Source organism: Pseudomonas sp. BCA17 (genome assembly GCF_004519405.1).
GTDB lineage: Bacteria > Pseudomonadota > Gammaproteobacteria > Pseudomonadales > Pseudomonadaceae > Aquipseudomonas.
In genome coordinates this window covers 26297-47494 of record NZ_SGWI01000008.1, presented here as the reverse complement: position 1 = coordinate 47494, position 21198 = coordinate 26297, and the positions used below count along the sequence as shown (strand labels likewise).

Sequence of the window (21198 nt, the reverse complement as noted above, 5' to 3'; positions counted from 1 at the left end):
CTCACGTCGCGCTCATATCCATAATAGCAAAATAACACCAATACTCCGCCCCCCACTTCTATTCGATGGAGTCGGCGCTCGCGTTGACGATCGGCGCGACCTAGAGCTTGCAAGGAGTTTAGAAAGTCCGGGGCTATTCACATAGCCGGGACCATGACCACACATAGGATCAGAACGTCGTAAGCGGCAATGGAAAAGATTGGGTGAGGAAATTATGGCTCAGAATATCCAGTCACCCTCCCCAGAGATGCCGCGTAATGCCGAGTCTGATACTTCAGCACCAATTTCATCTGCGGTGTTATGTCCTCTTCTAGGCCCCATTCAAAAGCCTTCTTATCCAGCAGGTGCCGGGAAGCTAGCTCGGAAGCATAAGGAGTTGGTTGAGCAAGCCTCAGTTCAGCCCATTCCTTCAACAACTCCCTAAGTTGAGCGGCCTTCGAACGCAGCATGCAGGGGTAGCAGGTCAGTCGATCGACAACATAGAGCAGGCGCCGCCTTGACTCATCTACGACGCCAACCTGCACCAAGTGCTCCCTAAGTAGAGGAACCAGATCCAGCTCTCCATACCAGACTTGCTTTGCAAAGTCGGCTAGAGCCTTTTCAGAAATCTGCCGCGGGCGCCGCGAGCAAACGGTATCAATCAACTGAAGGAACGACGCCTCATTTTTTTGGTTTAAATCCATAGCCATCTCGCAAAGTCACTTCCGAGAATAAATTACTCGAAGAGTCGTAGGATGCTGATTCTGTGCATATCCATCCTAATAGGTGCCTCCGCCCTCCAACGTGTATACATAGGCCACGTGCTGGCACAAGGGGCCAATCGCCTCACATAGTTCTATGAGCCCCTCCATCAGCCAATCAGAGCTCCGATTTAGATGCCTTGGGCTAACGAGCAGCACACGCTCCACGCGCAGCCATCGGTCTGCTGGGCCAACAACCCTTCGAACAACGAGATGTCTGCGATCAGCAGCATGCTATGAAGGGTTTCCTCCCCATACGCCTCTGCACAGCACACATAAAGCCAAGGACATTGGATAGCTTGCTCCACATAGCGCCAGACCTGCAGGCCATCACCGAACGCAAGGGCTCCCTTCACCTCAGCCTGTAAATGTGTTCTGAACATACCTTAGCTCCGGCCAATGAACACTATAGATTGTAGCTCTAAAGAGCTCATCAAGGCCTTATCGTTCCTTTTGCGAGATTGGCGAAATGGAACTGAAAAAGGCCTTCGGCCAAGCTCTAAAACAGATGAGAACCCACAAAGGATTGACTCAGGAGGATTTTTCAAACGTAAGCAGTCGAACCTATCTCAGCACGCTAGAAAGGGGCCTCAAGAGCCCAACGATCGACAAACTCGACGAGATTGCATCTGTCATGGAGGTGCACCCCGTGTCGATCCTTGTCCACAGTTACTTACTCCGCGACAGATCAATGACCATCGAGCAACTGTTCGAGCGCGTCCAGAAAGAACTTGGAAGCCTCTGACTTAACCCTCATCGCCTGCGAAACTCTTTGTGCGGGCAAGTTTAGTCAGTTCTCTATCCACTCGAGGAAGGGGCGTGCTCAGATACTCTTTCGTCATCCCTTTCAAATATGCGTTGTAGGCCCACGTGACGAATTGCTCGAGCAAACTTTCGTTCTCCACTTTCAGGCGAGCGTTCTCGGCCTCCAAGCGCTTAAGACGCTCTGTAAGCGCTCCAACCTCTACAGTAGATAATTTTTGATGGAGCTCCGAACCAGGCGCCTTGCTAAGACGCGTCTTAGTAGACTGGTATGCCGATTTAATCCGGGCGTGCTTGTCGAGTGCCTGACGCGTGTAACGCACACCTAGGCGCTTCTCAATCGCCTCAATGAGCAGATCCCAAGAAAGCTTGCCTGACCACCCATCCAACACACCGACAATGCGTTCGATGGCATGATCATCAAGATTTCTTGCTCGCCTTTTAGCCATGCTTGCCCCGCTTTATTCGGCTAGCGTCAGCCGGCGCCAACTGCTTTAGTGTCGAATAACCATCCAATGCGGCTCGGTCCTCTAGCGCTTGCTCCACTCCCGTCGAAGAAATGATCGGAACATCCGCTAACTGAATAACAGAGCCAATCGCGACTGCGGGATTATCGAAAATTTCTGTAAGTTGGGTTAGTCGCAGCACCGTCTTCTTGTGGTGTTCCATCCAGCGGTCAGCGCCGTAATAACCCTGTGCCGTTGCCTCTTCAGCACGTGTAAGCAGTTCCTTCGCATCTTCTAACCGATGCCTCACCCTCATTGTCTTACCTTCATCGCCTTTCACGCATACATGCTCGCTACAGTTGATGCAGTCGGCATGCCGGTCACAGGGCGTCATCGTGTAGTCATGGATACAAAAACCAATGTCAGTCGTATGAGCTGTAGGAATTTTAAGCCGTGCAAACTCATCTCGTGAAATAGGGATATTCTTCGGCAAATTTGCCAGCGGACCGAACATATGGGATTCGTCACCAATGGACGCGCGGATCTTCGCCACCATTTGATCGGCGCTTACATGGTCATAAACCTCGTTCTGACGGACATCCACGCGCCCCGACCACTTCGCGATGTCCAACTGACTCATTCCCCCTGCCTGGGCCAAGGTATTCAGGTAATGACGGAACTGATGAGTAGTTACTCGAATCGGGCTACCATCCGGCTCAGTAAAACCAAAGCGCTCAAAGATCGAACCACCACCATGCTGAACTTTCGCCCCGAGCGCGCCATTAACCTGGTTGGTGTTGACCGGTTCAATGACGCATCCAAAGGTTCCTCTTTTTGAGTGCAGTTCATTACGCCGAACGACAATGAGCGCCTCCGAAAACCTAAGACCCATCTCCGAATTTAACAGCGGGAACCCACGTGGAAGTTGCGCTATTGCTGCCTTTTCCACATCAACAAATCGCGCGCATACTGTGCGTCCATTTTTGACCAAGAGCACGTTATTGGCAGTGCACCATAGCCTCGCAAACGACGTCGCTCCTTCCTCCAACAAAATGACTTGTTTAACTTCATCCATTGTCAGGAGCTCTTGGCTCCTCAGATGCTCCAGATCCTGAGGTAAATAAAGCCTTTCGGGGTTTAACTCGTACCATTGAGCGATGCGGCGAGCGCCTTTCGTCATAATCCTGATTTTCGCGATTGCCTCAGCGACAACCTTGGCCATCGAGGGAATGATCCATTTAACCATTGGATCAGCCCCCTTAGCCGGTTGCCACCGCAGTCCGTAGGCATCTCTGCCGCCAGCCGTTTTGTCATGGACCTCACAGTTCTCGGCAAGCAGTAACACCTCATTGATACGATCAGGCGCAGAGCACAGAATCGCGGCGATCGAAGAAAACAGAACGTCATTAGCCTCAGTCGCAAGGTAAAAGGCCTTGGGAAGCGCTTCCAAAGCGGCTTGCGATGGCATTTTTTCGCTACGACGCTTGTGAAACTCTGGGCCGACGCGAATTGAGTCTAATGGGCGTTTAATAGGGCTACGCCACGAGAGAGGAACTACTGTCAGACGGTGCTCGGACATGAACTTCGCAATCAATTCAAGCTGAGAACCCGCTCGATAGGCGGTAGATCCTGAGAACCGCTCGGCGATAAGTCGCGCCGCTCTATTGAAGGTGTCGCCATCCATCATCACTGGGTCGACGCGACCACTCATCCGATGCGCTGCATCGAGGGCTCGAAGCGCAGTGAGGCGAATGGAGGGGTTTTTCGTCGGCCGCACTCCCTGCATGTAGCGGATGTAAGCCTTTGCAAAAGAGACAAACGGCTCAGCCATCTGAGTTGGCTGAATATTGTCTACTGTTTCTTGAGTAGAGAAATAGATGCGGACCCGCTTACTCCCATGCCCTTTCAACTGCGCAGTATCGGTGACGTCCCAGACCATTTCGTCAAAGCAAAGCTCAGCACCGAAAATCGCCAGTTGAGACCGACTCATTTCGATAAACTCTCCCAGGTTTTCCGTAGCATCCCGCTCTGCCCTAGGAGTGAACACCACTACGCTGTCAGGCATTCTCTGTTACCCCACGCCTCTCTCGAGCGAGCTGGACCACCTCGGCAACGGCAAGAATTGTTCGGTCATTCACTGTCGCGATGCGCACATCCACCTGTGCGATCAGACGGCCACGCTCGACCAGCAGGTAGTCCAACACCGCTTCATGAGGACCATCCACCCAGGCCTGGAAGTATTTACAGGTGTAGCACGCGATAGGAGCCATAAAAGCACACGGTCCGTCGCGACCACAGTTTCCCATCGGCTTCATCGTTTCGTCGAAGCGGGGGTCCACAATGCGACTCTTTGGGTCATCGCCACGGATCGCCACTGACTCGCTGCCAATGACGACACCGGCAAAAGCATGCGCAAGCGGGGCCATTCGAAGCGCCAGGGCACGATCGATCCGCTCGATAATTTCCGGCGTGGCTTTTACATAGATGCCGACATTCTGAGTATCGCTATGGTCGAGCAATTCAGCGATGATGAGTTCGCCATGCCCCTCTCTCGCCGCGGACGTAGCCATCGTTTGCCGGAGCCGTTTACTAGTAACCTTGAGGGGTTCACCAGTGCGCTCCGAATATACCTGTAGAGCTTCGAATACCGATTTGACTCTCTTGCCGATACCCTCTGGTGACATGTGATGATGAAAGCCCGGACGAGCCTTCTTAGTCGTCCTTTTTTGAGGAAACAGAGGCGCTTGCGATGGGCCAATAGAGAACGTATCGTCGCCCCCGAATCGTGCGCGAACACTACTCGCGTAGTCCATGAGCATTTTCCCAATATTGGGGGTGATCAGCCGCTCCTTGAACTGTTCCCGTCGCCCCGCAGCACTCCCCTGTTTAACCCGAGGCACGCGGAGCACGTACTCAGTAGCTCCATCATCCTTCGCAATTTCCCTGACATCGCATACCTTCAACAATGCGAACTGGATGTTTCGCTGCCCCAAGAGCAAACAAAGCCAGGCCAGAAGATAGTCATCCAGTGCAACCGTCCCGGCAGCAAAGGCATGGTTAAGCGCTGCTTGCGTGGCTGAGCGCTCGATGTCAGTAAGCGGCCCCATAAGCGGGTCCATCGTCAGGACTGCAACCCCCTTACGGTTTCCTTTGAGGCGAACGCTTTTCAGCAAGCGCACTGCAGCCTTCGTTACGCCCGGGACGCCTAGACTCTCCCACTTCTTGAAAAAAGCGCTTAAGCCCCCCAGCTTCCACTCGGTTTCCCATGTCAGAGAAGCTCGATAGGTGGCGAGCTGTGACGCATCAATGATGCCGACGGGCTGACCCTGTGCAGCCGATACCGATAAAAGTAATCGCCTCAAATTGTCAAACAGGTTGACAGTAGTTACTGCCTGGGCGTTTTCGGCATACCAAATCAAGGGAAATTTCGCTGCCGCGATCAACTCATCTGTCGCACAACCGCTCAGCCTTTCGAAATTCACATTGATTGGCTGGAGGCCATCATGGAACGTCCAACGTTTGGCATCTGGATCGAAAACTGCTCCGCTGAGCGTTCTCACTTTGGTCGGGAGGCTTAAACGAATCGACGATTGACACGTAATCGCTCGGTGTTCAGTCATCACTTGACACACCTTCTACTTGCTTAGCTTGCATCGCCAAGGACACCTGCTGAGCTTTCAGTCGGACATGTCGACGGGTGTAATTCACAGAGGTCTTTGAGGTCGGTGCCCACCCCATCAAGAATGAACGCATGCGCTCTTCCTCAGCTTCGGAGACCTTCGCCTTGTCCATTACCTCCGAGAAACGGTCATTCCAAGTGTGGCGAAGAACATGCGGAGTTACAGCATCGAACTCGCCATTAAAGGCATTGCGAAGTTCCGCGAAGATCGCATTCACGGCACTGAGCGACAGAGGCGCCCCTGTGCCCATGGCGATGAACAGGAATGGGTGACGTCTTGCGCCCTCAGTGACTCGGCGTGTGGTCGTTATGTATTCTCGCGTCAGCTTGCAGAGGCCTGGGGATAACGGAATCTTTCGATCGCGAGTTTTGACCAGTGGCTGGTCTTTTCGAGGATCCTCTGGATCGTCTGCTCGCCTGACGACCGTCAGCTCCTCCGACTGAAAGTTAATGTCGGGAATCTTTATGTTCAAAACTTCGCCACGGCGCAGGCCAAGCTCATAGAACCAGCGGACCAGGAGAGCGTTTCGAGCGCATGTGCTTTGCCCTTTCCAGGGGTTCTCCGGCGATGTTGGCGACGTAACATTGAGAAGTCGCTCTGCAACCTCTGGCCGAAGCCCTTCACGCTGCCCGATGGTATTCCGGCCTTTATGACGCGGCAGCCGCGCGTTCAGCGCTTCTTTGCATGACGCCCATTCACTCCAAAGCCGCTCTCCCTCAGTTGCCCCCAAGTGATAGCGAGCCATGTGGTATCTCACCAGCCAGTCAAGATAGTCGCGAATGACCCGAATACGGTTAGCTGCGGTATGGCCCGCCACCTCAACTGGTGCAGGTTGTCGTTGAATAAGGCGCACACTTTCCACAGAGGTTCTACGAACGGATTTCTGGAAAGGAGGAAGTGAATTGCGCTTCAGTTGATCAGCGACAGGCCGCCTGCAGTGCCGGGCAAGTTCGTCGAGCTCGCTCAGACGAAAAACTCCGCCCTGCCGGATCCGATGTTCAATATCAATCCCACTCGAGTCGAGGAATAGCTGCAGTACCATGATCGACCGCAAGACCTGGTCAATCGTATTGCTTGCTCTGTTGGTAGCTCGAATCTCGCTGAGCACGTAAACCGATGGCTCGAATAGGGGAGCACCCGTGGCCAGCGCAATGAGCACCGGCAAGCGCTCACCGGACGTCAACAAGAGCGTCTTTACCGCGTAGGAATTGAGAGCCATTTGTTTACACCTTCGAGAGGTAACGCTTAACAAATGTAGCTCTTACTCCACAAAAGTCTGTAAACAATAAAAAAGCGAAGCCAAATCAATGGCTTCGCTTCTATTATTTACAGTTCTGAAAAAGCTGGGTTTCAGAACGGGATATCGTCATCAAAGCTGTCGAAATCCGGAGCCGGTTGCGGAGCGGCCTGTTGTGGCGCCGGGCGCGACTCACGCTGTGGCTGCTGGCTTGGCTGCGGACGGGACTGTTGTGGGCGCGGAGCCGAGTTGGACATACCGCCCTGGCCCTGCTGGTCACCCTGTGGACGGCCGCCCAGCAGTTGCATGGTGCCTTGCATATCGACCACGATTTCAGTGGTGTAACGCTTGATGCCGTCTTTTTCCCACTCGCGGGTTTGCAGTTTGCCTTCGATGTAGACCTGCGAGCCTTTGCGCAGGTACTCACCAGCGATCTCGGCGACTTTGCCAAACATCGACACACGGTGCCATTCGGTTTTCTCGACCTTCTGGCCGGTCTGCTTGTCGGTCCACTGTTCGCTGGTCGCCAGACTCAGGTTGGTCACAGCGTTACCGTTGGGCAGGTAGCGAACTTCGGGATCCTGGCCGCATGTACCGACCAATATGACTTTGTTAACCCCACGGGCCATAACGTTCTCCTAGGCTGGGCGCGCTGTCGGCACTGGGTTGACCAACTGCTCGAGCGTCGCGCGATCCAATAATTCGGTGTCCAATTTGATGTAGATGGCGGCTTCTTCAGCAACAACCACGGCATCGGTAACCCCTGTGACGGCCTTGAGGCGCTCAACCAGACCGGCTTCGCGGATCGCTTCTGGCGATAACGGCAAACGCAGGCTCGTCACATAGGGAGGTTCGCGCATGGTAACAGCAAAGGCCAGCCAGAGGGCAGCCAGACCTGCGCATCCAAGGAACACAACCGACAAACCGCCATGCTGGAACATCCAGCCACCCATGATGCCGCCCAGCGCAGAACCGAGGAACTGACTGGTGGAATACACCCCCATCGCCGTGCCCTTGCCACCCGCCGGTGAAACTTTACTGATCAACGAAGGCAACGAGGCCTCCAGCAGATTGAACGCGGTGAAGAACACGACCGTGCCGATCACCAGCGCCCGCAGGCTGTCGCCGAACTGCCAGAAGAATAGCTCAGTGAGCATCAGCGTCGCGACGGCGCCGAGTAGAACTCGTTTCATTTTGCGTTTCTTCTCGCCATAAATGATGAACGGGATCATGGCGAAGAACGAAATCAGCAACGCTGTGAGGTAGACCCACCAGTGCTGCTCCTTGGGCAGGCCAGCTTTTTCGACCAAGGCGAGGGGCAACGCGACGAAGCTGCACATCAGCATGGCGTGTAATACGAAGATACCTAAATCGAGGCGCAACAGGTCCGGGTGCTTGAGCGTCGGTAGCAGCGCCTTGCGCGCGACGCCGGACTCACGGTGCTGCAATGTACCGGTGGAACGCGGCACCATGAACGCCACGATCACGATCCCGAACAACGCCATGCCGCCGGTGGCGAGGAACAGCCCATGCAGGCCAAACGCGCGCGTCAGCAGCGGGCCGACCACCATGGCCACCGCGAATGACAGCCCGATCGTCATGCCGATCATGGCCATCGCCTTGGTGCGATGCTGTTCGCGGGTCAGGTCCGAAAGCAACGCCATAACAGCAGCGGAAATGGCCCCGGCGCCTTGCAGGATCCGTCCGGCGATGACGCCCCAGATGGAATCGGACTGGGCCGCGAGCACACTGCCGAGGGCGAACACGATCAGCCCGAGGTAAATCACCGGGCGACGGCCAATGCGGTCGGAAATAATCCCGAATGGAATCTGAAAAATCGCCTGGGTCAGGCCATAGGCGCCGATTGCCAGGCCGATCAAGGCGGGGGTCGCTCCTGCGAGATCCATTCCATAGGTCGCCAGCACCGGCAACACCATAAACATGCCAAGCATACGGAAGGCGAACACCAGGGCCAGACCGCTTGCCGCTCGGGTCTCGCCGCTACTCATGCGTTCGCTGTGGGGATCGTGCATGGAAAAACCTCGTGTGAACCGGCGGCGATTCTACCAGTCCCATCGATTGAGAGGGTATATGCGGCGCTTTGCCGCGCAGCTTTCATCTAAAGCTGCAAGCGGCTTTTTGACAGTGTATATTCATCCAGTCTTTAGCCGTATACTCCGGCATTATTTACGCCCGCCGTGCGAGGCCATCTTGGACAAGATCCTGATTCGTGGGGCTAGAACCCACAACCTGAAGAACATCGACCTGACCCTGCCGCGGGACAAACTGATCGTCATCACCGGCTTGTCCGGGTCCGGCAAATCGTCCCTGGCGTTCGACACGCTGTATGCCGAAGGCCAGCGGCGTTATGTGGAATCGCTGTCGGCCTATGCCCGGCAGTTCCTGTCCATGATGGAAAAGCCCGACGTCGACACCATTGAAGGCCTGTCGCCGGCGATCTCCATCGAGCAGAAGTCGACCTCCCACAACCCGCGTTCCACCGTGGGCACCATCACCGAAATCTACGACTACCTGCGCCTGCTTTACGCGCGGGTGGGTATTCCGCGTTGCCCGGACCACGATATCCCCCTGGAAGCCCAGACCGTCAGCCAGATGGTCGACCTGGTATTGGCCCAGCCGGAAGGCGCGAAGCTGATGCTGCTGGCGCCAGTGATTCGCGAGCGCAAGGGTGAACACCTTTCCGTCTTCGAGGAGCTGCGGGCCCAAGGTTTCGTGCGCGCACGCATCAACGGCAAGCTGTATGAGCTGGACGAAGCGCCGAAGCTCGACAAACAGAAGAAGCACTCCATTGATCTAGTGGTCGACCGCTTCAAGGTACGGGCGGATCTGCAGCAGCGCTTGGCGGAATCGTTCGAGACGGCATTGAAGCTGGCGGATGGCATTGCCCTGGTGGCGCCGATGGATGACGAGCCGGGCGAAGAGATCATCTTTTCTGCGCGCTTCGCCTGCCCGATCTGCGGTCATGCCATCAGCGAGCTGGAACCCAAGCTGTTTTCCTTCAACAACCCAGCTGGCGCCTGCCCAACCTGTGATGGCCTGGGGGTGAAGCAGTTCTTCGATATCAAGCGCCTGGTCAACGGCGAGCTGACCCTGGCGGAAGGCGCGATACGCGGCTGGGACAGGCGCAACGTCTATTACTTCCAGATGCTGGGGTCGTTGGCGTCGCACTATAAATTCAGCCTGGAAGTACCGTTCAACCAACTGCCGGCCGAGCAGCAGAAAGTCATCCTTCACGGCAGCGGCTCGCAGAACGTCGACTTCAAGTACCTGAACGACAGGGGCGATATCGTCAAACGCTCTCACCCGTTCGAAGGCATCGTGCCGAACCTGGAGCGTCGTTATCGCGAGACCGAGTCGGCCAGCGTGCGCGAAGAGTTGGCGAAATACCTCAGTACTCAGCCTTGCCCGGATTGCCGCGGCACTCGCCTGCGTCGTGAGGCGCGGCATGTGTGGGTCGGTGAGAAAACCCTGCCGGCGGTGACCAACCTGCCGATCGGTGACGCTTGCGAGTACTTTGCCGTGCTTAAGCTGACGGGGCGTCGCGGGGAAATTGCCGACAAGATCCTCAAGGAAATTCGCGAGCGCTTGCAGTTCCTGGTCAACGTTGGTCTGGATTACCTGTCGCTGGATCGCAGTGCCGATACCTTGTCTGGCGGTGAAGCCCAGCGGATTCGCCTGGCCAGCCAGATTGGTGCCGGACTGGTGGGCGTGCTGTACATCCTCGATGAACCGTCGATTGGTTTGCACCAGCGCGACAACGATCGCCTGCTGGGCACGCTGAAACACCTGCGGGATATCGGCAACACGGTGATTGTGGTCGAGCACGATGAAGACGCGATCCGCCTGGCGGATTACGTCGTCGACATTGGCCCGGGCGCAGGTGTGCATGGTGGACATATTGTCGCCGAGGGCACGCCTGCCGAAGTCATGGCTCATCCAGATTCGTTGACCGGCAAGTACCTGTCGGGCCGCGTGAAGATCGAAGTGCCGGCCAAACGCACGCCGCGCAACAAGAAGCTGGCGCTGCACCTCAAGGGCGCGCGTGGCAACAACTTGCGCAACGTCGACCTGGAAATTCCGCTGGGCCTGCTGACCTGCGTGACCGGTGTGTCCGGCTCGGGTAAATCGACCCTGATCAACAATACGCTGTTCCCATTGAGCGCCACCGCCCTGAATGGTGCGACCACACTGGAGGCGGCTGCCCACGACAGCATCAAAGGCCTCGAGCACCTCGACAAGGTGGTCGATATCGACCAAAGCCCGATTGGCCGCACGCCGCGTTCCAACCCGGCGACCTATACTGGCTTGTTCACCCCCATTCGCGAGCTGTTTGCGGGCGTTCCGGAATCCCGCTCACGCGGCTACGGGCCTGGACGGTTCTCGTTCAACGTCAAGGGCGGGCGCTGTGAGGCGTGCCAGGGCGATGGCTTGATCAAGGTAGAGATGCACTTCCTGCCGGACATCTACGTGCCGTGCGACGTGTGCAAGAGCAAGCGCTATAACCGTGAAACCCTGGAGATCAAGTACAAGGGCAAGAGCATTCATGAAACCCTGGAGATGACCATCGAGGAGGCGCGGGAGTTCTTTGACGCGGTTCCTGCATTGGCACGCAAGCTTCAGACGCTGATGGATGTGGGCCTGTCGTACATCAAGCTGGGGCAATCGGCGACCACGTTGTCCGGTGGTGAAGCACAGCGGGTGAAGCTGTCTCGCGAGCTGTCCAAGCGCGATACGGGCAAAACCCTGTATATCCTCGATGAGCCGACCACGGGTCTGCACTTTGCGGATATCCAACAACTGCTCGACGTGTTGCACCGCCTGCGGGACCACGGCAACACTGTGGTGGTGATCGAGCACAACCTTGACGTGATCAAGACCGCGGATTGGCTGGTGGACCTGGGGCCGGAAGGCGGCTCCAAGGGCGGCCAGATCATCGCCGTGGGCACGCCGGAGCAGGTCTCAGAAATGCCGCAGTCACACACTGGTTACTACTTGAAACCTTTGTTGGAACGCGACCGGGCCTGACTTTTTCAAGCCTGATAAAAAGCCCCTGTCACCTCGCGGTGACAGGGGCTTTTTTATAGCCGGGAATCAGAACTGCGATTGCAGGTAGTTTTCCAGACCGACCAGCTTGATCAACCCAAGCTGCTTTTCGAGCCAGTAGGTGTGATCTTCTTCGGTGTCGTTCAATTGCACTCGCAGGATTTCCCGAGTGACATAGTCGTTGTGCTGCTCGCAGAGTTCGATGCCTTTGCAGAGCGCAGCACGGACCTTGTATTCGAGACGAAGGTCGGCGGCGAGCATGTCAGGTACCGTGGTCCCCACATCCAGATCGTCGGGACGCATACGCGGCGTGCCTTCGAGCATCAGGATACGGCGCATCAGTGCGTCGGCGTGCTGTGCCTCTTCTTCCATTTCGTGGTTGATACGCTCATAGAGCTCGGTAAAGCCCCAGTCTTCGTACATGCGCGAATGGATGAAATATTGGTCACGAGCTGCCAGTTCGCCCGTCAGCAACGTGTTGAGGTAATCGATTACGTCGGGGTGACCTTGCATCGCCCTACATCTCCCTGCTTGAAAGTCTGTAGTTTGAACCATGATGACTCGAAGGTCACGAGACTAACGGCAGAAAAGTGAAGATTATCTGAGAAAAGTGGCTGAAATAACGCAAAAACCGCCCAAATGAGGGCGGTTCTGCTTATCGTTTAGAGTCAGTTAAGCGATACACCCAACGCCTTTGCGATTGCTTCTCCATAAGCAGGATCTGCCTTATAGAAGTGCTGCAGTTGACGCTGGACCACATCGCTGGAAACGCCACCCATCGCACCGGCGATGTTGCTGGTGAGCAATGCTTTCTGCTCATCGTTCATCAGGCGGAACAGCGCACCCGCGTGGCTGTAGTAGTCGGTGTCTTCACGGTGATCGTAACGGTCAGCGGCACCGCTCAAGGCCAACGCCGGCTCAGCGTACTGAGGTGCTTGTTTCGGTGCATCCGCGTAGCTGTTCGGCTCGTAGTTGGGCGCCGCGCCACCGTTGCTGCCAAATGCCATCGAGCCATCGCGCTGGTAGCTGTTGACTGGGCTGCGCGGGGCATTCACTGGCAGTTGCTGGTGGTTGGTGCCGACGCGATAGCGGTGGGCATCGGCGTACGCGAACACACGACCTTGCAGCATGCGGTCTGGCGACAGACCTACGCCAGGAACCATGTTGCTTGGGCCGAATGCAGCCTGTTCGACTTCAGCGAAGTAGTTCTGCGGGTTGCGGTTCAATTCCAGCTCGCCGACTTCGATCAACGGGAACTCTTTCTGCGACCAGGTCTTGGTCACATCGAAAGGGTTCTCGTAATGAGCGTTGGCCTGAGCCTCAGTCATGATCTGGATGCAGACGCGCCATTTCGGGAAATCACCGCGCTCGATCGCACTAAACAAATCGCGCTGGGCGTAATCAGGGTCGGTACCGGCCAAGCGTGCAGCTTCGGCCGGCGCCAGGTTCTTGATGCCTTGCTTGGTCTTGTAGTGCCACTTGACCCAGTGACGCTCGCCCTTGGCGTTGATCAGGCTGTAGGTGTGACTGCCGAAGCCGTGCATATGACGGTAGCCGTCGGGGATGCCACGGTCCGAAAACAGAATGGTGACCTGGTGCAGCGCCTCAGGGGAGTGCGACCAGAAGTCCCACATCATTTGCGCGCTTTTCAGGTTGCTTTGCGGCAGACGCTTCTGGGTATGGATGAAGTCCGGGAACTTCAATGGATCGCGAATGAAGAACACAGGGGTGTTGTTACCCACGATGTCCCAGTTGCCTTCTTCGGTGTAGAACTTCAAGGCGAACCCACGTGGGTCACGCTCGGTGTCAGCCGAACCGCGCTCACCGCCTACAGTGGAAAACCGCAGGAAGGTCGGGGTTTGCTTGCCGATGGACTCAAACAGTTTGGCGCTGGTGTATTGCGTGATGTCTTGGGTGACGGTGAAGGTGCCATAAGCGCCCGAGCCCTTGGCATGCACACGACGCTCAGGAATGTTTTCACGGTTGAAGTGAGCGAGCTTCTCAATCAGATGAAAATCGTCGAGCAGCAACGGACCGCGCGGACCGGCGGAGCGGGAATTCTGGTTATCCGCAACGGGTGCGCCGCTGGCGGTAGTAAGGATTTTGTTCTGGCTCATGCTCAATTTTCCTCAGGTCGGACTTGGAACTGCCGGCTAATCGGCTTGGAGGAAGTATTGATCATCAATATGACGTCTACAAATTCATTAAATTGTAGGCGTCGATAGAGAATATCTACCAACCTGCCTAGACCTCATAGTGCCAAGCACAACGCGTGGAGGCTTGTACGCATGCGCTTTTATTACGCGCACAAAAAACCGGGCACTAAGCCCGGTTCTTCGTTACAGCTTGTCGTCTTACTCGGCGCTTACAGCTTCGCCGGCAGTAGCACGATCAACCAACTCGACGTACGCCATAGGCGCGTTGTCGCCAGCGCGGAAACCGCACTTGAGGATGCGCAGGTAGCCACCCTCACGGGTAGCGTAACGCTTGCCCAGGTCGTTGAAGAGCTTACCAACGATAGCTTTCGAACGAGTACGGTCGAAAGCCAGACGGCGGTTAGCCAGGCTGTCTGTCTTGGCCAAAGTGATCAGCGGCTCAGCAACGCGACGCAGTTCTTTAGCTTTCGGCAGTGTAGTTTTGATCAGCTCGTGCTCGAACAGCGACACCGCCATGTTTTGGAACATGGCCTTGCGGTGCGAGCTGGTACGGCTCAGGTGACGACCACTTTTACGATGACGCATGGTTCATTCCTTACCAAACTCACGTTCGGTGATTACGACGATCAGGCAGTCGCCTTGTCGTCCTTCTTAAGACTTGCAGGCGGCCAGTTGTCGAGGCGCATGCCGAGGGACAGACCGCGGGAGGCCAGAACGTCCTTGATTTCAGTCAAGGATTTCTTGCCCAGGTTCGGAGTCTTCAACAGTTCTACTTCGGTACGCTGAATCAGGTCGCCGATGTAGTAAATGTTTTCCGCCTTAAGGCAGTTAGCCGAACGTACAGTCAGTTCCAGATCGTCAACCGGGCGAAGCAGGATCGGATCGATCTCGTCTTCCTGCTCGATTACCACTGGTTCGCTGTCACCTTTGAGGTCGACGAACGCAGCCAACTGCTGTTGCAGAATGGTTGCAGCGCGGCGGATAGCCTCTTCAGGATCCAGAGTACCGTTGGTTTCCAGATCAATAACCAGCTTGTCCAGGTTGGTACGCTGCTCGACACGGGCGTTTTCCACCACGTATGCGATACGGCGAACCGGGCTGAACGAAGAGTCAAGCTGCAAGCGACCAATGCTGCGGCTTTCATCTTCATCGCTCTGACGCGAGTCGGCCGGTTCATAACCACGACCACGAGCTACGGTGAGCTTCATGTTCAGGGCGCCGTTAGACGCCAGGTTAGCGATTACGTGATCGGGGTTAACGATCTCGACATCATGATCCAGCTGAATATCGGCAGCGGTAACCACCCCCGAACCCTTCTTCGACAAGGTCAGCGTAACTTCGTCACGGCCGTGCAGCTTGATAGCCAGACCTTTAAGGTTCAACAGGATTTCAATTACGTCTTCCTGTACACCTTCGATGGCGCTGTACTCGTGGAGCACACCGTCAATCTCGGCCTCGACTACTGCACAGCCGGGCATTGAGGACAACAGGATGCGGCGCAGCGCGTTGCCCAGGGTGTGGCCAAAACCACGCTCGAGAGGCTCGAGAGTGATCTTGGCGCGGGTTGGACTGACAACCTGCACATCAATGTGGCGGGGTGTCAGGAACTCATTTACCGAAATCTGCATGGATGCACCTATTTTCTAGCCCTTACTTGGAGTAGAGCTCGACAATCAGGCTTTCGTTGATGTCGGCGGACAGATCACTGCGAGCAGGAACGTTCTTGAAAACGCCCGACTTCTTCTCAGTGTCTACTTCTACCCATTCTACGCGGCCACGTTGGGCACACAGATCGAGAGCTTGGACAATGCGAAGTTGGTTTTTTGCTTTCTCGCGAACTGCGACCACGTCACCAGCACGAACCTGGTAGGACGGAACGTTTACGGTCTGACCGTTAACGCTGATCGACTTGTGCGATACCAGCTGACGGGATTCGGCACGAGTCGAACCAAAGCCCATACGATATACAACGTTGTCCAGACGGCATTCGAGCAGTTGCAGCAGGTTTTCACCGGTTGCACCTTTCTTGCCAGCAGCTTCTTTGTAGTAGCCGCTGAACTGACGCTCGAGAACGCCGTAGATACGACGGACCTTCTGCTTTTCACGCAGTTGGGTGCCGTAATCGGACTGGCGACCGCGGCGCTGGCCGTGGATACCAGGTGCTGCTTCAATGTTGCACTTCGATTCGATCGCGCGCACGCCGCTCTTCAGGAAGAGATCGGTGCCCTCGCGACGAGCGAGTTTGCATTTTGGACCAATGTAACGAGCCATTCTTTACAATCTCCTGGATTACACGCGGCGCTTCTTCGGCGGACGGCACCCGTTGTGCGGGATTGGCGTCACGTCGGTGATGCTGGCGATCTTATAGCCACAGCCGTTCAAAGCACGGACAGCAGACTCACGACCTGGACCTGGACCCTTGACGTTAACGTCGAGGTTTTTCAGGCCATATTCCAGCGCAGCTTGACCAGCACGTTCAGCGGCTACTTGAGCAGCGAACGGAGTGGACTTGCGGGAACCGCGGAAACCCGAACCACCAGAGGTAGCCCAAGAAAGCGCGTTACCTTGACGGTCGGTGATGGTCACGATGGTGTTGTTAAAAGAAGCATGGATGTGGGCGATGCCATCAACCACTGTCTTTTTAACTTTTTTACGAGGACGAGCAGCAGGTTTTGCCATGATAATTTTCCTGTCGATTCGCTGGGGCGATTACTTGCGGATCGGCTTACGCGGACCTTTACGGGTACGCGCGTTAGTCTTGGTACGCTGACCGCGTACTGGAAGACCACGACGATGACGCAGACCGCGATAGCAACCGAGGTCCATCAAACGCTTGATTTTCATGTTGATTTCGCGACGCAGGTCACCTTCAGTGGTGAACTTCGCCACTTCGCCACGCAGCTGTTCAATCTGCTCGTCGCTCAGATCCTTGATCTTAGCGGCTGGGTTTACCCCAGCAACTGCGCAAATTTTCTGCGCAGTAGTGCGACCAACACCATAGATGTAGGTCAGCGAGATAACAGTGTGCTTGTTATCTGGAATGTTAACGCCTGCAATACGGGCCATTCAGTGGGACTCCAATTGACAGCTACCTACGCCCCGGAAGCCAAGAAATAGGGCGCGAGATAATATCGCTGTAATAACAAATAATCAACCCGGCAGCGCACTAGCTGCCGGGCTTCAAGCGGATCACACTCAGCCTTGGCGCTGTTTGTGACGCGGTTCCGCGCTGCAAATTACTCGAACAACACCTTCGCGGCGAATAATCTTGCAGTTACGGCACAGCTTTTTCACCGATGCACGAACTTTCATCACCAACTCCTCGAACCTTATGGGTACTCAGCGCAACATGCCGCTGCCGTAACCCTTCAGGTTGGCTTTCTTCATCAGGGATTCGTACTGGTGCGAAACGAGGTGCGATTGTACTTGGGACATGAAGTCCATCACAACCACGACCACGATCAGCAACGAGGTCCCGCCAAGGTAGAACGGAACGTTTGCTGCAACCACCAGGAACTGGGGCAACAGGCACACGGCCGTCATATATAGAGCACCGAACAGAGTCAAACGAGTCAAAACGCCATCAATATAGCGTGCCGACTGCTCACCTGGACGGATACCCGGAATAAAGGCACCGGACTTCTTCAGGTTTTCCGCTACGTCTTTCGGATTGAACATCAACGCCGTATAGAAGAAGCAGAAGAAAATAATCCCTGCACTAAACAGCAGAATATTCAACGGCTGACCAGGAGCGATCGACTGAGAGAGGTCCTGCAGCCAGCCCATATTTTCAGACTGACCAAACCAGGTACCCAACGAAGCCGGAAACAGCAAAATGCTGCTCGCGAAAATTGCCGGGATAACACCGGCCATATTCACTTTCAGCGGCAAGTGGCTGGTCTGCGCAGCAAAGACCTTACGGCCCTGCTGACGCTTGGCGTAGTGAACAGCGATACGACGCTGGCCACGCTCAATGAACACCACAAAACCGATAATCGCTACTGCCAGCAAACCGATGGCAACCAAGGCGAAGATATTGATATCACCCTGACGAGCAGACTCGAAAGACTGCCCTATTGCCCTCGGAAGACCGGCGACGATACCTGCGAAAATCAACATCGAGATACCGTTACCAACACCACGCTCAGTAATCTGCTCACCCAGCCACATCATGAACATCGCACCAGCCACAAAAGTGGATACCGCGACGAAATAGAAGCCAAAGTCACCAGTGAACGCAACGCCCTGCCCTGCCAAGCCAACGGACATGCCGATAGCTTGAACCAGGGCGAGGACGACAGTGCCGTAGCGGGTGTACTGGCTGATCTTGCGACGGCCAGCTTCACCTTCCTTCTTCAACTGCTCCAGCTGCGGGCTGACGGCGGTCATCAGTTGCATGATGATCGATGCCGAAATGTACGGCATGATCCCCAATGCAAAGATGCTCATCCGCTCCAGCGCGCCGCCGGAAAACATGTTGAACAAGCTAAGAATGGTCCCCTCATTCTGTCGAAACAGGTCTGCGAGTCGGTCCGGGTTGATACCTGGAACCGGGATGTGTGCGCCTATTCGGTAGACGATAATCGCCAGGAACAGAAAACGCAGACGTGCCCAAAGTTCAGACATACCGCCTTTGCCGAGCGCAGAGAGAGCACCTTGCTTAGCCATTTATTCCTCGAACTTGCCGCCAGCTGCTTCGATAGCCGAACGCGCACCTTTGGTGGCGCCGATTCCCTTGCCGATAGTGACAGCGCGAGTCACTTCACCGGACAGCATGATTTTCACACGCTGTACGTTGACGTTGATCACGTTGGCATCTTTCAGGGTCTGCACAGTAACGATGTCGCCTTCCACTTTAGCCAGCTCAGACAGACGCACTTCTGCGCGGTCCATGGCTTTCAGGGATACGAAACCGAACTTAGGCAGGCGACGATGCAGCGGCTGTTGACCGCCTTCAAAGCCTGGAGCGATGGTGCCACCGGAGCGGGAGGTTTGACCTTTGTGGCCACGGCCACCAGTCTTACCCAAACCGCTACCGATACCACGGCCCGGACGATGCTTTTCGCGACGGGAACCCGGCGCTGGACTCAGATCATTGAGTTTCATCGATTAACCCTCTACACGCAGCATGTAGTAAGCCTTGTTGATCATCCCGCGATTCTCGGGAGTATCCTGGACTTCTACAGTGTGACCGATGCGACGCAGACCCAGACCTTTAACGCACAGTTTGTGGTTAGGGATGCGGCCGGTCATGCTTTTGATCAGCGTTACTTTAACGGTAGCCATGATCAGAAGATCTCCTTGACAGTCAGGCCACGCTTGGCAGCGATGGACTCAGGAGATTGCATAGCTTTCAAACCTTTGAAAGTGGCGTGAACCACGTTTACTGGGTTAGTCGAGCCGTAGCACTTGGCCAGAACGTTCTGAACGCCAGCAACTTCGAGGACAGCACGCATAGCGCCGCCAGCGATGATACCGGTACCTTCAGAAGCAGGTTGCATGTACACCTTCGAAGCGCCATGGGCGGACTTCATTGCGTACTGCAGAGTGGTGCCGTTCAGATCAACTTGGATCATGTTGCGACGAGCAGCTTCCATTGCCTTCTGGATCGCAGCAGGCACTTCACGCGACTTGCCACGGCCGAAGCCAACACGCCCTTTACCATCACCTACCACGGTCAACGCGGTGAAAGTGAAGATACGGCCGCCTTTAACGGTTTTGGCTACGCGGTTAACTTGAACCAGCTTCTCAATGTAGCCTTCGTCGCGCTTTTGGTCGTTATTTGACATAACTTAGAACTCCAGCCCAGCTTCACGAGCAGCATCAGCCAGCGCTTTAACGCGGCCGTGGTACTTGAAGCCAGAGCGGTCGAAAGCCACTTGCGAGACGCCAGCGGCCTTAGCACGCGTAGCGACCAGCTGGCCAACCTTTGTGGCCGCGTCGATGTTGCCGGTGGCACCATCACGCAGTTCTTTATCCAAAGTCGAGGCGCTTGCCAGGACTTTGTTGCCGTCGGCCGAGATGACCTGGGCGTAGATGTGCTGCGACGAGCGGAACACGCAGAGACGCACGACTTCGAGTTCGTGCATTTTCAGGCGTGCTTTGCGAGCGCGACGCAGTCGAGTAACTTTTTTGTCGGTCATTTGCTATGCCCTACTTCTTCTTGGCTTCTTTACGACGGACGACTTCATCCGCGTAGCGCACACCTTTGCCTTTGTACGGCTCTGGTGGACGGAAGTCGCGGATCTCAGCGGCCACTTGACCTACCAGCTGCTTGTCGATGCCCTTGATCAGGATATCGGTCTGGCTAGGAGTCTCAGCAGTGATGCCCGCTGGCAGTTCGTAATCCACAGGGTGCGAGAAGCCAAGGGCCAGGTTCAAAACCGTGCCTTTTGCTTGCGCCTTGTAACCAACACCGACCAGCTGGAGCTTACGCTCGAAGCCTTGGCTTACGCCTTGGACCATGTTGTTTACCAACGCACGCGTGGTACCGGCCATTGCGCGAGTTTGTTGATCGCCATTGCGAGCAGCGAAACGCAGCTCACCAGCTTCTTCAACGATCTCAACGGACGAATGGATGTTCAGTTCAAGAGTACCCTTGGCACCCTTCACCGAAAGCTGTTGGCCTGCGAATTTGACTTCGACACCGGCTGGCAGCTTAACGGGGTTCTTAGCGACGCGAGACATGCTTATCCCCCCTTAGAACACAGTGCAAAGAACTTCGCCGCCGACACCGGCAGCGCGCGCAGCACGATCCGTCATCACACCTTTGTTGGTGGAGACGATAGACACGCCCAGACCGCCACGAACTTTCGGCAGATCTTCAGCGGACTTGTACTGACGCAGGCCTGGACGGCTAACGCGCTTCACTTCCTCGATGACCGAACGGCCTTCGAAGTACTTCAGCTCGATGGACAGCAGTGGTTTGGTTTCGCTGCTGATCTGATAACCCGCAATGTAGCCTTCGTCTTTCAGGACTTTGGCAACAGCTACCTTCAACTTGGAAGATGGCATGCTTACGACGGACTTTTCAGCCATCTGGGCATTACGGATACGAGTTAGCATGTCCGCTAACGGGTCCTGCATACTCATGGGCTAGACGCTCCTAATACA

At 55.6% G+C, this 21198-nt stretch carries 24 protein-coding genes; 2 read left to right on the top strand and 22 right to left on the bottom strand.

Annotated elements, in window-relative coordinates; all coding sequences use genetic code 11:
- Nucleotides 1-212: 212 nt before the first annotated feature.
- Nucleotides 213-683: a hypothetical protein gene (locus EXW71_RS24735; protein ID WP_134660491.1), complete on the bottom strand. Its 471-nt coding sequence runs from the start codon at nucleotides 681-683 to the stop codon at nucleotides 213-215.
- Nucleotides 684-1209: 526 nt separating this feature from the next.
- Between EXW71_RS24735 and EXW71_RS24730 the strand changes: the two genes are divergently transcribed.
- Complete coding sequence (locus EXW71_RS24730; RefSeq protein ID WP_134660490.1) at nucleotides 1210-1485, top strand: helix-turn-helix domain-containing protein; 276 nt, start codon at nucleotides 1210-1212, stop codon at nucleotides 1483-1485.
- Nucleotide 1486: 1 nt separating this feature from the next.
- On the opposite strand, the gene EXW71_RS24725 is transcribed toward EXW71_RS24730, so the two are convergent.
- The 6 genes from EXW71_RS24725 to EXW71_RS24700 form a co-directional block, all read right to left on the bottom strand.
- Nucleotides 1487-1951, bottom strand: coding sequence for a hypothetical protein (locus tag EXW71_RS24725; protein WP_134660489.1), 465 nt, complete (start codon nucleotides 1949-1951; stop codon nucleotides 1487-1489).
- Nucleotides 1944-4013 (bottom strand): integrase, encoded by a 2070-nt coding sequence (locus EXW71_RS24720; RefSeq protein WP_134660488.1) that lies wholly within the window; start codon nucleotides 4011-4013, stop codon nucleotides 1944-1946. Before EXW71_RS24720 ends, EXW71_RS24725 begins: the two co-directional genes overlap by 8 nt.
- Nucleotides 4006-5568 carry a site-specific integrase gene (locus EXW71_RS24715; RefSeq protein ID WP_134660487.1) on the bottom strand — a complete coding sequence of 521 codons (1563 nt, stop codon included), beginning with the start codon at nucleotides 5566-5568 and terminating at the stop codon, nucleotides 4006-4008. Before EXW71_RS24715 ends, EXW71_RS24720 begins: the two co-directional genes overlap by 8 nt.
- The gene (locus EXW71_RS24710; protein ID WP_134660486.1) at nucleotides 5561-6847 is read right to left on the bottom strand and encodes a site-specific integrase; all 1287 of its coding nucleotides are present in this window, start codon (nucleotides 6845-6847) and stop codon (nucleotides 5561-5563) included. Before EXW71_RS24710 ends, EXW71_RS24715 begins: the two co-directional genes overlap by 8 nt.
- 131 nt (nucleotides 6848-6978) lie before the next feature.
- A complete protein-coding gene (locus tag EXW71_RS24705) occupies nucleotides 6979-7494 on the bottom strand; it encodes a single-stranded DNA-binding protein (protein ID WP_003232445.1) in 516 nt (171 codons plus the stop codon).
- A 9-nt stretch (nucleotides 7495-7503) separates the two neighbouring features.
- Nucleotides 7504-8898, bottom strand: a complete 1395-nt coding sequence (locus EXW71_RS24700) for an MFS transporter (protein ID WP_071489835.1) — start codon at nucleotides 8896-8898, stop codon at nucleotides 7504-7506.
- A gap of 178 nt (nucleotides 8899-9076) precedes the next feature.
- Here EXW71_RS24700 and uvrA point away from each other — a divergent pair, with 178 nt between their 5' ends.
- Nucleotides 9077-11911, top strand: coding sequence for an excinuclease ABC subunit UvrA (uvrA, locus tag EXW71_RS24695; RefSeq protein ID WP_134660485.1), 2835 nt, complete (start codon nucleotides 9077-9079; stop codon nucleotides 11909-11911).
- Between the two features lie 66 nt (nucleotides 11912-11977).
- On the opposite strand, the gene bfr is transcribed toward uvrA, so the two are convergent.
- From bfr to rpsH, 15 genes are all read right to left on the bottom strand, one after another.
- Nucleotides 11978-12442 carry a bacterioferritin gene (gene bfr / locus EXW71_RS24690; protein WP_015886133.1) on the bottom strand — a complete coding sequence of 155 codons (465 nt, stop codon included), beginning with the start codon at nucleotides 12440-12442 and terminating at the stop codon, nucleotides 11978-11980.
- A gap of 155 nt (nucleotides 12443-12597) precedes the next feature.
- Nucleotides 12598-14046: a catalase gene (locus EXW71_RS24685; protein WP_123717351.1), complete on the bottom strand. Its 1449-nt coding sequence runs from the start codon at nucleotides 14044-14046 to the stop codon at nucleotides 12598-12600.
- Nucleotides 14047-14283: 237 nt separating this feature from the next.
- Nucleotides 14284-14670 (bottom strand): 50S ribosomal protein L17, encoded by a 387-nt coding sequence (gene rplQ, locus EXW71_RS24680; RefSeq protein ID WP_003176402.1) that lies wholly within the window; start codon nucleotides 14668-14670, stop codon nucleotides 14284-14286.
- 41 nt (nucleotides 14671-14711) lie between these two features.
- Nucleotides 14712-15713, bottom strand: coding sequence for a DNA-directed RNA polymerase subunit alpha (gene rpoA, locus EXW71_RS24675; RefSeq protein ID WP_003176403.1), 1002 nt, complete (start codon nucleotides 15711-15713; stop codon nucleotides 14712-14714).
- A gap of 22 nt (nucleotides 15714-15735) precedes the next feature.
- Complete coding sequence (gene rpsD, locus EXW71_RS24670; protein WP_003176404.1) at nucleotides 15736-16356, bottom strand: 30S ribosomal protein S4; 621 nt, start codon at nucleotides 16354-16356, stop codon at nucleotides 15736-15738.
- 18 nt (nucleotides 16357-16374) lie between these two features.
- Nucleotides 16375-16764, bottom strand: a complete 390-nt coding sequence (rpsK, locus tag EXW71_RS24665) for a 30S ribosomal protein S11 (RefSeq protein WP_002555466.1) — start codon at nucleotides 16762-16764, stop codon at nucleotides 16375-16377.
- A 30-nt stretch (nucleotides 16765-16794) separates the two neighbouring features.
- Nucleotides 16795-17151: a 30S ribosomal protein S13 gene (gene rpsM, locus EXW71_RS24660; RefSeq protein ID WP_003194635.1), complete on the bottom strand. Its 357-nt coding sequence runs from the start codon at nucleotides 17149-17151 to the stop codon at nucleotides 16795-16797.
- Nucleotides 17152-17280: 129 nt separating this feature from the next.
- Entirely contained in the window at nucleotides 17281-17397 is a 117-nt protein-coding gene (gene rpmJ, locus EXW71_RS24655) for a 50S ribosomal protein L36 (RefSeq protein WP_002555468.1), read from the bottom strand.
- 27 nt (nucleotides 17398-17424) lie between these two features.
- The gene (gene secY, locus EXW71_RS24650) at nucleotides 17425-18753 is read right to left on the bottom strand and encodes a preprotein translocase subunit SecY (protein WP_016969470.1); all 1329 of its coding nucleotides are present in this window, start codon (nucleotides 18751-18753) and stop codon (nucleotides 17425-17427) included.
- Nucleotides 18754-19191, bottom strand: a complete 438-nt coding sequence (gene rplO, locus EXW71_RS24645) for a 50S ribosomal protein L15 (RefSeq protein ID WP_003176407.1) — start codon at nucleotides 19189-19191, stop codon at nucleotides 18754-18756.
- 3 nt (nucleotides 19192-19194) lie between these two features.
- On the bottom strand, nucleotides 19195-19371 hold the full coding sequence (gene rpmD / locus EXW71_RS24640; RefSeq protein WP_003176408.1) for a 50S ribosomal protein L30: 177 nt from the start codon (nucleotides 19369-19371) through the stop codon (nucleotides 19195-19197).
- 2 nt (nucleotides 19372-19373) lie between these two features.
- Nucleotides 19374-19874, bottom strand: a complete 501-nt coding sequence (gene rpsE / locus EXW71_RS24635) for a 30S ribosomal protein S5 (protein WP_003176409.1) — start codon at nucleotides 19872-19874, stop codon at nucleotides 19374-19376.
- Between the two features lie 3 nt (nucleotides 19875-19877).
- Nucleotides 19878-20228 carry a 50S ribosomal protein L18 gene (gene rplR, locus EXW71_RS24630; RefSeq protein ID WP_003186037.1) on the bottom strand — a complete coding sequence of 117 codons (351 nt, stop codon included), beginning with the start codon at nucleotides 20226-20228 and terminating at the stop codon, nucleotides 19878-19880.
- Nucleotides 20229-20238: 10 nt separating this feature from the next.
- Nucleotides 20239-20772 (bottom strand): 50S ribosomal protein L6, encoded by a 534-nt coding sequence (rplF, locus tag EXW71_RS24625; RefSeq protein WP_003194640.1) that lies wholly within the window; start codon nucleotides 20770-20772, stop codon nucleotides 20239-20241.
- Nucleotides 20773-20784: 12 nt separating this feature from the next.
- The gene (gene rpsH, locus EXW71_RS24620) at nucleotides 20785-21177 is read right to left on the bottom strand and encodes a 30S ribosomal protein S8 (RefSeq protein WP_010566853.1); all 393 of its coding nucleotides are present in this window, start codon (nucleotides 21175-21177) and stop codon (nucleotides 20785-20787) included.
- Nucleotides 21178-21198 lie beyond the last annotated feature (21 nt).

What these genes read in the sequence shown, in the direction of transcription:
- EXW71_RS24735 (WP_134660491.1), bottom strand. Translation starts at nt 683, where the DNA reads ATGGATTTAAACCAAAAAAATGAGGCGTCGTTCCTTCAGTTGATTGAT.
- EXW71_RS24730 (WP_134660490.1), top strand. Translation starts at nt 1,210, where the DNA reads ATGGAACTGAAAAAGGCCTTCGGCCAAGCTCTAAAACAGATGAGAACC.
- EXW71_RS24725 (WP_134660489.1), bottom strand. Translation starts at nt 1,951, where the DNA reads ATGGCTAAAAGGCGAGCAAGAAATCTTGATGATCATGCCATCGAACGC.
- EXW71_RS24720 (WP_134660488.1), bottom strand. Translation starts at nt 4,013, where the DNA reads ATGCCTGACAGCGTAGTGGTGTTCACTCCTAGGGCAGAGCGGGATGCT.
- EXW71_RS24715 (WP_134660487.1), bottom strand. Translation starts at nt 5,568, where the DNA reads ATGACTGAACACCGAGCGATTACGTGTCAATCGTCGATTCGTTTAAGC.
- EXW71_RS24710 (WP_134660486.1), bottom strand. Translation starts at nt 6,847, where the DNA reads ATGGCTCTCAATTCCTACGCGGTAAAGACGCTCTTGTTGACGTCCGGT.
- EXW71_RS24705 (WP_003232445.1), bottom strand. Translation starts at nt 7,494, where the DNA reads ATGGCCCGTGGGGTTAACAAAGTCATATTGGTCGGTACATGCGGCCAG.
- EXW71_RS24700 (WP_071489835.1), bottom strand. Translation starts at nt 8,898, where the DNA reads ATGCACGATCCCCACAGCGAACGCATGAGTAGCGGCGAGACCCGAGCG.
- bfr (WP_015886133.1), bottom strand. Translation starts at nt 12,442, where the DNA reads ATGCAAGGTCACCCCGACGTAATCGATTACCTCAACACGTTGCTGACG.
- EXW71_RS24685 (WP_123717351.1), bottom strand. Translation starts at nt 14,046, where the DNA reads ATGAGCCAGAACAAAATCCTTACTACCGCCAGCGGCGCACCCGTTGCG.
- rplQ (WP_003176402.1), bottom strand. Translation starts at nt 14,670, where the DNA reads ATGCGTCATCGTAAAAGTGGTCGTCACCTGAGCCGTACCAGCTCGCAC.
- rpoA (WP_003176403.1), bottom strand. Translation starts at nt 15,713, where the DNA reads ATGCAGATTTCGGTAAATGAGTTCCTGACACCCCGCCACATTGATGTG.
- rpsD (WP_003176404.1), bottom strand. Translation starts at nt 16,356, where the DNA reads ATGGCTCGTTACATTGGTCCAAAATGCAAACTCGCTCGTCGCGAGGGC.
- rpsK (WP_002555466.1), bottom strand. Translation starts at nt 16,764, where the DNA reads ATGGCAAAACCTGCTGCTCGTCCTCGTAAAAAAGTTAAAAAGACAGTG.
- rpsM (WP_003194635.1), bottom strand. Translation starts at nt 17,151, where the DNA reads ATGGCCCGTATTGCAGGCGTTAACATTCCAGATAACAAGCACACTGTT.
- rpmJ (WP_002555468.1), bottom strand. Translation starts at nt 17,397, where the DNA reads ATGAAAGTTCGTGCATCGGTGAAAAAGCTGTGCCGTAACTGCAAGATT.
- secY (WP_016969470.1), bottom strand. Translation starts at nt 18,753, where the DNA reads ATGGCTAAGCAAGGTGCTCTCTCTGCGCTCGGCAAAGGCGGTATGTCT.
- rplO (WP_003176407.1), bottom strand. Translation starts at nt 19,191, where the DNA reads ATGAAACTCAATGATCTGAGTCCAGCGCCGGGTTCCCGTCGCGAAAAG.
- rpmD (WP_003176408.1), bottom strand. Translation starts at nt 19,371, where the DNA reads ATGGCTACCGTTAAAGTAACGCTGATCAAAAGCATGACCGGCCGCATC.
- rpsE (WP_003176409.1), bottom strand. Translation starts at nt 19,874, where the DNA reads ATGTCAAATAACGACCAAAAGCGCGACGAAGGCTACATTGAGAAGCTG.
- rplR (WP_003186037.1), bottom strand. Translation starts at nt 20,228, where the DNA reads ATGACCGACAAAAAAGTTACTCGACTGCGTCGCGCTCGCAAAGCACGC.
- rplF (WP_003194640.1), bottom strand. Translation starts at nt 20,772, where the DNA reads ATGTCTCGCGTCGCTAAGAACCCCGTTAAGCTGCCAGCCGGTGTCGAA.
- rpsH (WP_010566853.1), bottom strand. Translation starts at nt 21,177, where the DNA reads ATGAGTATGCAGGACCCGTTAGCGGACATGCTAACTCGTATCCGTAAT.